Genomic DNA, 15,166 nt, shown 5'->3' on the forward strand with positions numbered 1-15,166 from the left:
TCAACTCGCCAAAACGGCCGGCTCGTCTGAATGGACGACCCGGCCGTTTTTTTGTCTGGATAAATGCTAATGGCATTAAAAACTCTGCGTTTACAGCCAATTGTTCTAGAAAAACACTTCTGACCTGTCAGATCTGACAGGTTACGTATGGCTCCCATCTTGTTAGCGTCTGACTCATCAAGCGACACCGTTGCCGCGGGCGAGCGCCAGGCCAAAACAGGATCAGCCCCATGGAAGACCAAGCGTCCCTGAGTATTATTGAACCCTCGATCACCAAGAGTGCTTCAGTCACCACCATCGGCAAAGAATGGGGCAAGGTCGGCTGGACGGGAGGCGCTTCCTTCAACCTGTTGCTGCCACTGTCCCCCGGACGCGGCTTGATCCCCGACTTCTTATTGAGTTACAGCAGCCACTCGGGCAACGGAGCGTTCGGCATCGGTTGGCAGTTGACCCTCAGCGCCATCACCCGCCAGACCAGCAAAGGTGTGCCGCGTTATAACAAGGATGATGTGTTCATTGGCCCCACGGGTGAGGAGCTGATGGCTGAGCGGAACGCCAACGGTGAAATCAAGAAAACCGAGGTCTCTGAATACCGTGGTTTGGCTATCGGCACGCACAACGTGGTGCGGTATTGGCCACGGGTCGAAAGCACGTTCGATTTAATTGAATTCTGGTATTCCGATTCGAACCCCATGGGTTTCTGGCTGGTGCACGGGGCCGATGGCAGCCTGCACCTGTTCGGCAAAACAGAGAACGCGCGCAAGGCTGACCCGCTCGATCCGCAACGGATTGCTGCCTGGCTGTTGCAGGAGAGCATAACTGCCTTGGGCGAGCATATCTGCTACGAGTACCTGAAAGACGACGATCCAGGCGAAGAACCTGCCTCGCATGACTATCGGGCCCAACGCTACGTGCATCGTGTGCTGTATGGCAACGTTGCGGCGTATGACCAATTGTATGGCTGGGCGACGTCGACAACGCCAACACCTGAATGGCACTTCCACCTGGTGTTCGACTACGGCGAACGCACCCGGGACCTGACTGAAAAACCTGTTTATGACACCACGACACCCAGACCCTGGCTGATTCGTAACGACCCCTTTTCGTCCTATCGACAGGGCTTCGAAGTGGGCACCCGCCGCCTCTGCCAGCAGGTACTGATGTTTCACCGGTTTGCGGTATTGGGTGCCGAGCCGGTGCTGGTCCGCCGTTTGCTGCTGGAGTACGCGCCCAACACAGCCCCTTGGTCCTTCAGTTTGATCGCGGCCGCGCATTATCAAGCGTATGACGCCAGCGGCACCGTGGAAAACATGCCACCGGTGGAGTTCGATTATTCGGCTTTCGAACTCAATACGGAGCCAAGTGCCTTCTTCCCGTTCGAGAACATGCCGGGTATCGAAGACGGCGGACTCTACCAATGCGTCGACCTGTTCGGTGAAGGCCTGCCGGGCTTTCTGTGTCGCTACGACCAATGCTGGTACTACCGCGAGCCCTTGCGTGCCACCACAGGCCCCGACGACATCCACTACGGACCGTGGACAGCGCTGACAAAAATCCCGGTGGCCGACCGCGATAAAACCGCGCATCAAGCGCTCATGGACATGACCGGCGATGGGCGTCTGGACTGGATCATCGCCCAACCCGGAATGTGTGGTTTTTATACGCTGAACCCGGATCGGACCTGGTCAAGCTTCATACCCTTTTCGGCCTTCCCGGTAGAGTTTTTCAACACCCTTTCCCAGCTGGGCGATTTGACGGGCGACGGGCTCAACTCGCTGGCGCTGATCGGTCCCAACGCCGTGCGCCTTTACGCCAATCAGCGTGCAGACGGCTTTGCCAAAGGCGAGGATGTCGCGCATAAGACAGACGACCCTTTGCCATTGTTCAGCAACTCACGCAGCGAACTGGTGTTGTTGGGCAATCTGCTGGGCAGCGACATGACCGAGTTGTGCCGCATTCGTCACAACGAAATCAAATGCTGGCCAAACCTGGGCCACGGACAATTCGGCAAGGGTTTTGTCATCAGATGCCCGATTTTCGAGTACGAAAAATTCGACGCTGCACGGGTACGGATCGCGGATCTGAACGGGTCCGGTGCCCCTGCGCTCATCTATCTGAATTCATATAGTTTTGACATTTACTTCAACCACGGCGGCCATGGTTTTGAACCAACGCCCATTACCGTCCTCTGGCCCGAAGGCGTGTGCTACGACAACCTGTGTCAAGTCACCTTCGCCGACCTGCAAGGGCTCGGCTGTGCCAGCCTGATCCTGACCGTTCCGCACATGAAGCCCCGGCACTGGCGCTATGATTTTGTCAGCGCCAAGCCGTACCTGATGATCGCCAGCAATAACAACATGGGGTGCAGCACTGAGGTGGTGCACCGGAGTTCTGCGCAGTACTGGCTGGACGAAAAGGCTCTAATTCTCGAGCTCAATCGCCTCCCCGTCTGCTATCTGCCTTTCGCCATGCAAGTCGTCAGTCAACAAACCCAGCGGGATGAAATCACCGGCAATTGCCTGAATCAGTTTTTCAGTTATTTCGAAGCCTGGTACGACCATCGGGATAGGGAACTGCGTGGCTTTGGCCGACTGCACCAGACCGACAGTGAAACCGGCTCGGGCGAAGACGAAAGCTTCACCGCCCCGGTATTGGTGTGCACCTGGTTTCATACCGGCTGGCAAATCGATATGCCTTGCGCAGGTTACTTCGATCTCGATAATGAGGCAGAGCCGCTGGGCAAAGCGCTGTTTTGTCGATATCACCCGGACGACGAATGCGAAGAAATCATTACGCCCGACGATGATGCTACCGAACACGAGATCGCCCGTGCCCTCGCAGGCTCGGTGCTCAGAATGGAATCCTATGCAGCGAATGACCAGGCCCGGGCGCTTCCTTTCCTGGTTGTCGTGTACCGATACATCGTCCGTGAAGTGCGTGAGCGTGGCGAGCACTATCCCGACGCGGTGTTGTTGACGTCACTATTGGAAGAAATCAGCTATCACTATGATGGTTTCATCAACGATCCGCTGTGCCGACATGTCATCAACTTGAACCGGGACGCCTATGGGCTGACGACCCACAGCATCACGGTCAGCTATGCCCGGCGCAGGACCGAGGCAGACGAGCCACCTTCTACCGATGACGATGAATGCAAATGGTGGATTGATGCCCATGATCCGGCTCAGCAGTCTTATTATTTGAGCGAAACCCGCGCCGAGTTTATTCACTTGGTCAACCTGCAAGGCTGGAGACTCGGCCTGCCCTGGCGGCAACGCGGCAATGCGTTGGTATTGCCCAAGAAGCCGGCCGCTGGAGGCCTTGAACCCAAAGGGGTTTCGTATGAACAGTGTCTCGCGCTGTTCAAATCACCCGAATGGGTGGATCAGCGGGAATTGACATCGCAATCGGTGCAACACTACGTCACTACGGACAACGAACCATTACCGAGTGGCACCGCCTGGTTCGAGGCCTTGTTGGGGCCGATGGAAATCGCTCAACTGAACAAGGAAGCGCTGGACGTCTACGGTAACGTGACGCCGCCGATCAATATCCGCGAAGAACTGACGAAGATTGGTTATCTGTGCATGAATCTGTTTCTGGGCACGGACAAAGAGGCCGACGAGGAAGAGGACAAAGAGAGAAACCTTTGGTCCGTCCTATACACGTTTGCCACATACGCCGGCCTCGATCACTTCTACAAAGTGACGCAATACAACGAGACGTGCAGTCACGGTATTACCAAGGCGCAATACGACGAATACAGTCTGATGACCATCAGAGTGGAGCGGCCGGATGGCTGCATCACGAGCGCCAGGTTTGACTATTGCTCGTTGCAACCGCTGCAGCTCATCGATATCAACGAAAACGTTGAAGAAGCCCTTTACGACCCGTCCGGCCCGCACACCGTCACCTTTTTTGGCAAAGAAGACGGCATTGACGCCGGCTTCAAGCCCATCGCCGACTACATACGCCCTGAAGACGATAGCCCAGGCACCGCAATTGAATCCCCCGAAGATGCGTTGCAAAATGCCGCCAGCACCTTTCGCAAGGACCTGTTCAGCTGGATGGGCCGGCTCCCCGAGTCCGTCAGGCAAACAACCGACTGGCTGACCGACTGGATTGCACAGGGTTATGTGTTACCGAGCCTTCATATACGGGCCAGTGCCCGCCTGCGCCTGGCCAGGCTCAAATCCCGAACGCCAGCCGAGCAGGCATTGCGGGACCTGCTGCTCATCGTCGCGCGCATTCCAGTGCACAGCGTCGTCCTTAGCGCTGATCGTTACTACTACGATGTAGACGGACCCATCCAGATCCACATCAGACTGACAATCGTCGATGGCTTCGGCCGCACCCTGCAAACCCAGCAAAGAGTTGAGCCGGGTGATGCCTATGTCGTGGAAAACGGCGAACTGGTGATTGAAAACGGTGAGCCAAAGGTGGCGCACGCCGAGCAGCGCTGGCGCATCAGCGAACGCGTGGAATACAACAACAAGGGATTACCCGTACGCACCTATCGCGCCTATTTCGCCAATGCTTATGGCTACATCAATGACGCTTGCTTCAAGGTATTCGGCCATCACGATAAAAGTTTCTACGATGTGCTGGGGCGCCTGATCAAGATCATCAACGCCAAAGGTGACGTCGCGTACACAATCATTCAGCCCTGGTACACGACCCGTCTGGACTTTAATGACACCTATCGTGAGCCGGCTTCGCAAGCAAACGAGGCCGACACAGCATGACGGCCTCTGTCCATTGGAACACGCCATCGGTGACGTCCAGTGACCCGCGCGGCCTGCCGGTGCGCCAGATCGATTACTTGCGCAGTGTCGCCGGTGGCGCCTTGCAAACCCTCACTACCCGGAACGTCTATAACGTTCTCGGAAAGATGGTGGCGCAACGGGATCCGCGGCTGATTGATGCTCTCAGGCCCAACCTGGCCACGGTCTATGGTCTTTCCGGGCAACCGGTAAAAGTTGACAGCGTCGACGCCGGGAGGCGGATAAGCCTGCCAGGGCTGGCCGGTGAAATCCTCCAGCGCTGGGACGAACAGGGCAACCATTGGCGCACGGTTTACGATGATCAGTTGCGCGTAATTGCTGTCGATGAAAACGACCAACCGAATGTCGAAACCTTTAGCTATGCCAACGCCACGACCGATCCAGCGTTCAACCTGCGCGGTCAGATGGTCGCGCAGGTCGATCCCTCGGGTACGGTCGAGTTCAGAAGCTTCAGTCTGCACGGCCAACCGCTGTGCGACAGCCGAACGATCACCGATGCCGGCACTTTCCCCGGCAGCCGCACCTACAGCCCGCTCGGCGCGTTGCTGACACAGACCGATGCCGGTGATCATCAGCAACGGATGTTTTACGACCGCGCCGGGCAGCTCCAACAGGTCCAGCTGCGGCTCGCTCCCACCGAGGCCTGGCTGCTCGTGCTTGAAGATGCCTGCTACAACGCCGCCGGCCAGATCATCGAGCAACGCGCTGGCAACAAGGTGGTCAGCACCTGGACTTACGATGACGCCGATGGCCGTCTCGCCACGTTGAAGGCCGGAGTACCCGGACAGCCCCTGCTCCAGCATTTTCAGTACTGGTATGACTTGGTCGGTAACGTCATGCGCATCGACGACCTCACGTTTCAACTGGTGTATTTCGCCAATCAGCTCATCGATGGCCACCGCGCATTCACCTACGACACGCTGTACCGGCTGACCCGCGCCACCGGCCATGACGCCGCCCCGAGCTCGGACCTGCCCGGTCGCCCATCGCCGAGTGATCCCAACAACCAACTCAACTACAAGCAGACATACGATTACGACGCGGGCGGCAACCTGATCAAGTTGATCCATGAGCGTGCGGTGGGCGGTTACACCCACGAAAAGTTCATCGACCCGACCAGCAACCGCGGGGTGCGCTGGGAAGAAGGTGAACCCGACCCGGTGTTCGACACCTTGTTTACCCGCAATGGCGGCCTCAAGGCCTCGGCCCCGGGACGCCCCCTGCACTGGAATAGCCGTGATCAACTGGCCAGCGCGACGCTGGTTGAACGGGACAACGGCCCCAACGATGAAGAGGTCTTTCGCTACAGTCAGGGCGTACGGGTGTTCAAGCGCCATGAATGGCAAGCTGCAACCCTCACCCATTTTCATCAAGTGATCTACTTGACGGGGCTGGAAATCCGCACCCGCGACAACGGCGAAGAACTGCACGTCATCACCTTGCCGGGGGGCCGTGGCAGCGTGCGTTGCCTGCATTGGGTCGACAAAAAACCCGACGGTATAGAACAGGATCAGCTGCGCTACAACCTGGATGACGAACTGGGTTCCTGCCTCATGGAGCTTGACCAGAACGCCCGACTGATCAGCCACGAAGGTTATTACCCGTTCGGCGGCAGCGCCTGGCTGACGGCGCTTTCCTTATTGGAGGTCGGCTACAAAACCGTCCGTTATTCAGGCAAGGAAATGGATGAATGCGGGCTTTACTACTACGGCGCGCGTTATTACGCGCCGTGGTTGCAGTGTTGGGTGAGCGCCGATCCGGCGGGGGAAGTGGACGGGCTGAATCTGTATGCGTTTGTGGGGAACAACCCGATGCGCTTCCTGGATAACGGTGGCACGCACAAGGAGGAGGCTGCACAACAGCAAGTCATCGACACGTCGAATACGCTATCCACCGTCAACAGCGAAATGAAGAAGCTCAATTATCAACTCTACAATCTCACTCGAACCCGCGACATTTACAAAACGGCGGGCAAAAAACTGTTGTATAGCGTGGCGTCGTTTGCCGTCACTTTTCATGCGGGAGCGGCTGGTGCGGCAGTGGGATCGGGGGTCGGCAGCCTGACGGGACCGGCAGCACCCGTTGCAGTGCCGGTAGGCGCGGCTGTCGGAGGCATTTTTGCCGCTGAAGCGGCGGCCAAAGTCATGGACAAACTCGGCGAAGAAACGGGACTGGGCTATGCCATCACACCGGATCCGTCAGGTTTCTCGGTCAGTAACATCAAAAGCAAATCCCGCGCCGAGCCGTTCAGTGTCAGCGCTGTGGCGCAAAGCTTCAGCCCGGAAAATTCTGCAGGCCTGACCAAAACGGCCATTGAAACGACGGCCCGAGTCATCGGTAAACACCTCAAAGTGCCTTACCTCAAACAAACCCTGGCCATTGCGCGTCAGGCTGCCCACCTGACCGAAGCGCTCAATGATTCCCTTGGCCAAGGCGATCTCGACAAGATAACGGCCAATCTCAATGCGCTGGACACCTATCTCAATGATGTAGAAGCGCAAGTCAACGAAGCCTTTGAAACACTGGCAGGCGCTGCCGTCAGCGATGACCGGCTGATCGGTGCCCTCAACATGCCGATGAGTTCGGGTGCCCTTGATAAGTCGAAGCTTGAGCAGGAATTCAAAGTCGCACGAAGCGGAATCAAGCAAGCCAGAAACCTGGTCGGAAGAGTCTCTCAATACCTCATCGAAAAAAGAGCCGCCTGACGGCCTGCACCGCGGCGGCGCCCCTGAATCCTCGGGGCGACGTCATGGTATGGTGCGCGCCCCTATTGCTGATTGTTTCAGACACCATGCTTGCTCGTTCGCGCACATTACGCCTGACGCTGTACACCTTGCTGATCGTCGCCGGTGCCGTATTGGCGGCCGGTGTTGCCCTGCGTCACGCCGAACGCCAGGCGCTGGTCGAGGACGCAGCGCGTGCCAATCAGCAATTGGCGCTCTACGCCAATTCCCTGCACACCCTGATTGATCGCTACCGCGCCCTCCCCGCCGTGCTGGCGCTGGACCCGGAGTTGCGCGCCGCGCTCGATGGCCCGGTAACCGCTGAGCAACAGGACGCATTGAACCGCAAACTGGAAAAAATCAACGGCGCGGCGCAGTCCTCGACCCTGGAGCTGCTCGACCGCACAGGCCTGGCCGTGGCCGCCAGCAATTGGCGCTTGCCCAGCAGTTACGTCGGCCACAACTACGGTTTTCGCCCTTACTTCAGCCAGACCCGCACCCAGGGCACAGGGCGTTTTTATGCGGTGGGCGTCACCAGCGGCATTCCGGGGTATTTCCTGTCCAGCGCGGTGACCAGCGACAGCGGCGAATTTCTCGGCGCGATGGTGGTCAAGCTCGAATTTCCGGAACTGGAACGCGAATGGCGCCAGGGCAGCGACACGCTGCTGGTCAGCGATGCACGCGGGATCATCTTCATCGCCAACCAGCCGGGCTGGCGCTATCGCCTGTTGAAACCCTTGAACGACAGCGATCATGCCGAGCTCAAGGTCACCCGCCAATACGACAAACAACCGCTGACGCCGCTGGACTATCAATCGCTGCAGCGCTTTGACGACAACAGCGATCTGGCGCGCGTTGTCGGTCCTGACGGCACGGCGAATTACCTGTGGGAATCCCTGCCACTGTCCACGGAAGGCTGGACCTTGCACCTGCTGCGCCGCCCGCAAGTCGCCTTCGAAGACAGCCGCAACGCCGCACTCGCCGCTGCCGGGCTGTGGCTGGCGCTGGTGTTTCTGTTGCTGTTCCTCAATCAACGCTGGCGCCTGGCGAAAATGCGCCAGCGCAGCCGAGAAGAACTCGAACAACTGGTGGAAGAACGCACCCGCGACCTGCGCACCGCTCAGGACGGTCTGGTGCAATCGGCCAAGCTCGCGGCCCTCGGCCAAATGTCGGCAGCCCTCGCCCATGAAATCAATCAGCCGCTGACCGCCCAGCGCATGCAGCTGGCTACGCTGAGGCTGCTGCTCGATCACGGCCGGGTCGACGACGCCTACAAGGCGTTGAAACCGGTGGACGACATGCTCACGCGTATGGCCGCCCTCACCGGCCACCTGAAAACCTTCGCTCGCAAAAGCCCCAGCGGTTTGCGCGAACGCCTGGACCTGGCGGCAGTTGTCGACCAATCGCTGCAATTGCTCGACGCGCGCCTGCGTGATGAGCAGGTCAGCACCGTGCTGCACCTGACGCGTCCGGCGTGGGTGCGCGGCGATGCGATTCGGCTGGAACAGGTGTTGATCAATCTGCTGCGCAATGCGCTGGATGCAATGCAGGACAAACCCTGCAAACGCCTGGAAATCCGCCTCGAAGCCGACGAACAACTCTGGCGCCTGACCGTCACCGACAACGGTGGCGGCATCGCCGAAGAGCACCTGCCGAACGTCTTCGATCCGTTCTTCACCACCAAACCGGTGGGTGATGGCCTGGGCCTTGGCTTGGCCGTATCCTTTGCCATCGTTCACGAATCGGGCGGTCGCCTGAGCGCCGACAATCACGCCAACGGCGCGGTGTTCACCGTGACCTTGCCCATCGACCTGGAGGCTCCCGGCCCATGCTGAATTCCGTGATGGTGGTCGACGACGAAAGCAGCATTCGCAGCGCCGTTGAACAATGGCTGAGCCTGTCGGGTTTCGAGGTGCAGCTGTTCAGCCGCGCCGATGAGTGCCTGGCGCAATTGCCCGGTCACTTCCCGGGCGTGATCCTCAGCGATGTGCGCATGCCCGGCATGACCGGGCTTGAGCTGCTGGCCGAAGTTCAGCGGCGCGATGCCGACTTGCCGGTGATTCTGCTGACCGGCCACGGTGATGTGCCGATGGCGGTCGAAGCGATGCGCGACGGCGCCTATGACTTCCTCGAAAAACCCTTCAGCCCGGAAACTCTGCTGAGTAGCTTGCGCAGGGCCTTGGACAAGCGCCGGCTGGTGCTGGAAAACCGCGCCTTGCACGAGCAAGCCGACAACCGCGCCAAACTCGACGCGACGCTGTTGGGCGTGTCCCGTGGCTTGCAGACGTTGCGTCGGCAGGTGCTGGATCTGGCGGCACTGCCGGTCAATGTGCTGATCCGGGGTGAAACCGGCAGCGGCAAAGAGTTGGTCGCCCGCTGCCTGCACGACTTCGGGCCGCGCGCCGACAAGCCGTTTGTGGCGTTGAACTGCGCAGCGATTCCCGAGCAGTTGTTCGAGGCTGAGTTGTTTGGCCACGAGAGTGGCGCGTTCACCGGCGCTTCGGGCAAGCGTATCGGCAAGCTTGAATACGCGGACGGTGGCACGCTGTTCCTCGATGAAATCGAAAGCATGCCGCTGGCCCAGCAGGTGAAACTGCTGCGAGTGTTGCAGGAGCAGAAGCTTGAGCGATTGGGCTCCAATCAGAGCATCCGCGTGGATTTGCGGATCATTGCCGCGACCAAGCCTGATCTGCTGGATGAGGCACGGGCCGGGCGGTTTCGAGAGGATTTGGCTTATCGGTTGAACGTGGCTGAATTGCGCCTGCCGCCCTTGCGCGAACGGCGTGAAGACATTCCGTTGTTGTTCGAATCGTTTGCACAGAATGCCGCCGAGCGCTTGGGGCGGACTTTTCCTCCATTGAGCGGCCCGCAGTTGAGCCATTTGCTGAGTCACGACTGGCCGGGCAATGTGCGCGAATTGGCGAACGTCGCCGAGCGGCAAGTGCTGGGGCTGGGTGAGCCGGAACCGGTCGGGATCGATCCCGGGCAGTCGCTGGCAGCGCAGCAGGAAGCGTTTGAAGCGCATTGTCTGCGCGCGGCGTTGACCCGGCATAAGGGCGATGTGAAAGCGGTGCTTGAAGAACTGCAACTGCCGCGCCGGACCTTCAATGAAAAGATGCAGCGGCATGGACTGACGCGGGAGATGTTCCTGCAAGACAGCTGAATTTTCAGTGCCTGGACTGGCCCCATCGCGAGCAGGCTCGCTCCCACATTTGAACGGTGTACACCAGTCCCCTGTGGGAGCGAGCCTGCTCGCGATGATGCCGGCAAAAACAAAGCACCTCATGACCTATAAGCAGTTTTCCGCTCACGCCCAATCCAGCATAAGCGGATTTCCGCTCACTCGACTTTCAAAACCCCTCTAGCCCGGCCCTCTTTGATCTGGCACACCTCCTGCTATAGCCCAGTCAGGCTGCGTTTCAACGCGCTCCACAAAAACAATTAAACGAAGGATCCTTCAATGGATAACTCCAACGCCCTGCCCCTTGGGTCGGCTGCCGTGCCCGCCAAAGAAAGAACCACCGCCAGTCGCATCAAGTCGATCTTCAGCGGCTCTGTCGGCAACATGGTCGAGTGGTACGACTGGTACGTCTACGCTGCCTTCTCCCTGTATTTCGCCAAGGCCTTTTTCCCCAAAGGCGACACCACCGCACAACTGCTGAACACCGCCGCGATCTTCGCCGTGGGCTTCCTGATGCGCCCGATCGGCGGCTGGTTGATGGGCCTCTACGCTGACAAGGCCGGTCGCAAGAAAGCACTGATGGCTTCGGTGTACCTGATGTGTTTCGGCTCGCTGCTGATTGCCCTGAGCCCCGGTTATGAAACCATTGGCATTGGCGCACCGGTCCTGCTGATTTTCGCTCGCCTGTTGCAAGGCCTGTCGGTCGGTGGCGAGTACGGCACGTCGGCAACGTACCTCAGCGAAATGGCGACCAAGGAACGTCGCGGCTTCTACTCCAGTTTCCAGTATGTGACCCTGATCTCGGGTCAGCTCATCGCGTTGGCGGTGTTGATCGTGCTGCAACAAGTCCTGACCACCGAAGAGCTGTACGCCTGGGGCTGGCGCATCCCGTTCGCCATCGGCGCGTTGTGTGCCGTGGTCGCGCTGTACCTGCGTCGTGGCATGGAAGAAACCGAGTCGTTCACCAAGAAAGAGAAGGCCAAGGAAAGCGCAATGCGCACCTTGATGCGCCATCCCAAGGAACTGATGACCGTGGTCGGCCTGACCATGGGCGGCACCCTGGCGTTCTACACCTACACCACCTACATGCAGAAATACCTGGTGAACACCGTCGGCATGAGCATCTCCGACTCCACCACCATTTCTGCGGCCACGCTGTTCCTGTTCATGTGCCTGCAACCGATCATTGGCGGGCTGTCGGATAAAGTCGGTCGTCGTCCGATCCTGATTGCCTTCGGCATTCTGGGGACGCTGTTCACCGTACCGATCCTGACCACTCTGCACACGATTCAGAGCTGGTGGGGTGCGTTCTTCCTGATCATGGCGGCGCTGATCATCGTCAGCGGCTACACCTCGATCAACGCGGTGGTGAAGGCTGAACTGTTCCCGACCGAAATCCGTGCGCTGGGCGTTGGCCTGCCGTACGCACTGACCGTGTCGATCTTCGGCGGCACCGCTGAATACATCGCGCTGTGGTTCAAGAGCATTGGCATGGAAACCGGTTACTACTGGTATGTGACGGCATGTATTGCTGTGTCGTTGCTGGTGTACATCACCATGAAAGACACCCGCAAGCATTCGCGGATCGAGACGGACTGATTGCGTCAGCGCAACAAAAACAGGGGCAGACCTTAGCGGGTCTGCCCCTTTTCATTGAATAAACACAATCCCTGTAGGAGCCGGCTTGCTGGCGATGGTGTGTCAGCCAACACCCATGTCGCTGATACACCATCGCCAGCAAGCCGGCTCCTACAGGGATTGCGTCCGCTGGAAAATATGGGTTCATCCTTGCACTATGAACGCCATCCGCACACCGCCCAGGAATCCCTCCATGCCCGACGACATCCACTTCTACGAACCCGCCAACGGCCACGGCTTGCCGCATGATCCGTTCAACGCCATCGTCGGCCCCCGCCCCATCGGGTGGATTTCCTCCCAGGACGCCAACGGCCGCTTGAACCTGGCACCTTACAGCTTTTTCAACGCCTTCAACTACATTCCGCCGATCATCGGGTTTTCCAGCGTCGGCCGTAAAGACAGCCTGAACAACATCGAACAGACCGGTGAATTCGCCTGGAACCTGGCCACCCGCCCGCTGGCCGAGCAGATGAACCAGAGCTGCGCCATGGTCCCGCCCGAGGTCAACGAGTTCGAACTGTCCGGCCTGACCCCGATCGCCTCGAAAATCATCCAGGTGCCGCGGGTGGCCGAAAGCCCGGTGTCCTTCGAGTGCAAGGTCACGCAGATCATTCAGTTGCAGCGGGCGGATGGGAACGTGGTGCCGAGTTGGCTGATTCTGGGCGAAGTAGTCGCCGTGCATATCGCCAAGTGGCTGTTGAAAGACGGGGTGTACGACACCGCCGCGGCAGAACCGATTCTGCGCGGCGGCGGGCCAGCGGATTACTTTCAGCTGGGGCCAGAGGCATTGTTCAAGATGTTCCGCCCGGGGGCGGTCAGGTAATTACCAGATCAACCCACCGTCTTCGCCCACGCCCTTGAGGCGGGTCAGTTCCAGTGCGGCAGCCTCGTCCGCTTCTTTGGCGGTCTTGAAGGTCTGGTCTTCCAGCAATTTGTTGAAGCGCGGTGCGCCGGAGCCGCCGATTGGTTTGGTGGCAATCGCAGCGTAGTAGCCGCCTTCACGGGGAACTACAGCGGATACGGCTTCGAAGGTTTCAAAGGCTTTACGTCCCATGTCGCGGATCCTGGCTGATTGAGAATGGAGCCATTAAACCCTCAACCCGCCATTTTGTGTACCCGCGACAGGGACTGTCCCAGCGCCTGAGCGGCCGATACATCCTTGAATGTATGAAAATCCAGGCTGTTGACCACCAGCTCCTGCACCAGCTCGGCGAAAATTTGCATCGCCGGCGTGCCAAAGTAAGCGGTCATCGCTTGCTGGTGCGTCCAGAAACCGGACACCAGCCACAACTCCGGATCGCATTGCGAATGCTGCAGGGAAAAACTCAGGCAACCCGGCGCGCTGCGGGACGGCTCGATCAACGCGCTCAGGCGCACACCGAGTTCCGCCGAACGCCCGGCGCGGGCACGGACAAAAGCCATATGACTGACGGGGATCTGCGTAGACATGTTCAACCCTCCCAGGTAGTCGAGTGGCAGCCGTGGGACGGGCTGCGACAGGATCAAAGGTTAAGCGCGCGGGTGGTAGTGCGGTTAGTCGATTCCTGCCGGCTTTTTGCACAATCCTGCGCGGCGTTTCGGAAAACCTGTAACAACCTGTTAAGGCGTTCGCACCGATTAAACACGGCTATCAAGCAAGTTTCCCTTGGCTGACGCAGCCATAGAGGCACCGCTGATCCACTCAATGCAGAATCAGGCAAGGTTGAGGCAGGATGTGTCTACCGCTTTGTCTTGCACAAACTTAAGCTCGGCTCATTACCCACCCCTCAGCGAGGATGCCCGGCATGTCGTCGTTCGATCACTTTCAAGCCCCGCTGGATGCCGACATGGAGAAGCAGCGCGCTGAACTGGCCGCCATCATCCGTCGCAACACCACGGACGATGGCACTTATGCCACTGCCGTCGGCTCGCTGTTCATGTCGCGCCACAGCCAGTCCCACGACTTTGCCCCGGTGCTGGCTCAACCGGCGTTGTGCATCATGGCGCAGGGGCGCAAAGAGGTTCGGCTGGCCGACGAATTCTTCAATTACGACCCGCTGAATTACCTGGTGGTCTCGGTCTCGATGCCGTTGAGCGGGCGCGTGGTGAATGTCACGTCTGAAGAGCCGATCCTCGCGGTGCGGCTGGACATCGACCCGGCGGAAATCACCGCGCTGATTGCCGACGCCGGCCCGCTCGGAGTGCCCACCCGGCCGACCGGGCGTGGCTTGTATGTCGAACGGATCGATACAGCGATGCTCGACGCGGTGTTGCGCCTGGCCCGGTTGCTGGAAACCCCGAAAGACATCGCCATGCTCGCGCCGCTCATTCGTCGGGAGATTCTTTATCGGTTGCTGCGCAGCCAGCAGGGGCATCGGCTGTATGAAATCGCCATCGCCAATAGCCAGAGCCACCGCATCAGCCAGGCGATCAAGTGGCTCAACGGCAATTATGAGCAACCGCTGCGCATCGATGATCTGGCGAAGGAAGTGAACCTGAGCGTGTCGACGTTGCATCACCGGTTCAAGGCGATGACGGCGATGAGTCCGTTGCAGTATCAGAAGCAGCTGCGCTTGCAGGAAGCACGGCGGTTGATGCTGGCCGAAGGGCTGGAAGCCTCGGCGGCGGGGTATCGGGTGGGGTATGAAAGCCCTTCGCAATTCAGCCGGGAGTACAGCCGGTTGTTCGGGGCGCCGCCGTTGCGGGATTTGGCGCGGTTGCGGTTGAGTGTCTGATTCAGCCTTGAGGGTGTAATTGATGGCCTCATCGCTGGCAGGCCAGCTCCCACAGGGATTGTGGGTGATCACACAATCAAGTGAACACCGATGTAACCTGTGGGAGCTGGCCTGCCAGCGATGAAG

9 protein-coding genes are annotated in these 15,166 nt (G+C 59.1%); 7 read left to right on the top strand and 2 right to left on the bottom strand.

Annotated elements, in window-relative coordinates:
• The first annotated feature begins 230 nt into the window (after positions 1–230).
• The 6 genes from ACA070_RS24100 (at position 231) to ACA070_RS24125 (ending at position 13,149) form a co-directional block, all read left to right on the top strand.
• Positions 231–4,745 (top strand): SpvB/TcaC N-terminal domain-containing protein, encoded by a 4,515-nt coding sequence (locus tag ACA070_RS24100; protein ID WP_497448611.1) that lies wholly within the window; start codon positions 231–233, stop codon positions 4,743–4,745.
• Positions 4,742–7,489: an RHS repeat domain-containing protein gene (locus ACA070_RS24105; RefSeq protein WP_497448612.1), complete on the top strand. Its 2,748-nt coding sequence runs from the start codon at positions 4,742–4,744 to the stop codon at positions 7,487–7,489. The genes ACA070_RS24100 and ACA070_RS24105 overlap by 4 nt, the downstream gene beginning before the upstream one ends.
• A gap of 86 nt (positions 7,490–7,575) precedes the next feature.
• Positions 7,576–9,342, top strand: a complete 1,767-nt coding sequence (locus ACA070_RS24110; RefSeq protein WP_497448613.1) for a sensor histidine kinase — start codon at positions 7,576–7,578, stop codon at positions 9,340–9,342.
• On the top strand, positions 9,336–10,670 hold the full coding sequence (locus tag ACA070_RS24115) for a sigma-54-dependent transcriptional regulator (protein ID WP_497448614.1): 1,335 nt from the start codon (positions 9,336–9,338) through the stop codon (positions 10,668–10,670). Before ACA070_RS24110 ends, ACA070_RS24115 begins: the two co-directional genes overlap by 7 nt.
• A gap of 297 nt (positions 10,671–10,967) precedes the next feature.
• Positions 10,968–12,287 (top strand): MFS transporter, encoded by a 1,320-nt coding sequence (locus ACA070_RS24120; RefSeq protein ID WP_497448615.1) that lies wholly within the window; start codon positions 10,968–10,970, stop codon positions 12,285–12,287.
• Between the two features lie 232 nt (positions 12,288–12,519).
• Complete coding sequence (locus ACA070_RS24125) at positions 12,520–13,149, top strand: flavin reductase family protein (protein ID WP_497448616.1); 630 nt, start codon at positions 12,520–12,522, stop codon at positions 13,147–13,149.
• Here the strand turns inward: ACA070_RS24125 and ACA070_RS24130 are convergent, their stop codons facing one another.
• Both ACA070_RS24130 and ACA070_RS24135 read right to left on the bottom strand, forming a co-directional pair.
• Entirely contained in the window at positions 13,150–13,380 is a 231-nt protein-coding gene (locus ACA070_RS24130) for a hypothetical protein (RefSeq protein WP_497448617.1), read from the bottom strand.
• 41 nt (positions 13,381–13,421) lie between these two features.
• Positions 13,422–13,775 (bottom strand): antibiotic biosynthesis monooxygenase family protein, encoded by a 354-nt coding sequence (locus ACA070_RS24135; protein WP_497448618.1) that lies wholly within the window; start codon positions 13,773–13,775, stop codon positions 13,422–13,424.
• Between the two features lie 335 nt (positions 13,776–14,110).
• Here ACA070_RS24135 and ACA070_RS24140 point away from each other — a divergent pair, with 335 nt between their 5' ends.
• Positions 14,111–15,040: an AraC family transcriptional regulator gene (locus ACA070_RS24140; protein WP_497448619.1), complete on the top strand. Its 930-nt coding sequence runs from the start codon at positions 14,111–14,113 to the stop codon at positions 15,038–15,040.
• The last annotated feature ends 126 nt before the right edge of the window (positions 15,041–15,166 follow it).

Source organism: Pseudomonas sp. LBUM1678 (assembly GCF_059695575.1).

Excerpts from the sequence above, each read along its gene's own strand:
- ACA070_RS24120 (WP_497448615.1), top strand. The coding sequence starts at position 10,968 with ATGGATAACTCCAACGCCCTGCCCCTTGGGTCGGCTGCCGTGCCCGCC.
- ACA070_RS24105 (WP_497448612.1), top strand. The coding sequence starts at position 4,742 with ATGACGGCCTCTGTCCATTGGAACACGCCATCGGTGACGTCCAGTGAC.
- ACA070_RS24115 (WP_497448614.1), top strand. The coding sequence starts at position 9,336 with ATGCTGAATTCCGTGATGGTGGTCGACGACGAAAGCAGCATTCGCAGC.
- ACA070_RS24100 (WP_497448611.1), top strand. The coding sequence starts at position 231 with ATGGAAGACCAAGCGTCCCTGAGTATTATTGAACCCTCGATCACCAAG.
- ACA070_RS24110 (WP_497448613.1), top strand. The coding sequence starts at position 7,576 with ATGCTTGCTCGTTCGCGCACATTACGCCTGACGCTGTACACCTTGCTG.
- ACA070_RS24140 (WP_497448619.1), top strand. The coding sequence starts at position 14,111 with ATGTCGTCGTTCGATCACTTTCAAGCCCCGCTGGATGCCGACATGGAG.
- ACA070_RS24125 (WP_497448616.1), top strand. The coding sequence starts at position 12,520 with ATGCCCGACGACATCCACTTCTACGAACCCGCCAACGGCCACGGCTTG.
- ACA070_RS24130 (WP_497448617.1), bottom strand. The coding sequence starts at position 13,380 with ATGGGACGTAAAGCCTTTGAAACCTTCGAAGCCGTATCCGCTGTAGTT.
- ACA070_RS24135 (WP_497448618.1), bottom strand. The coding sequence starts at position 13,775 with ATGTCTACGCAGATCCCCGTCAGTCATATGGCTTTTGTCCGTGCCCGC.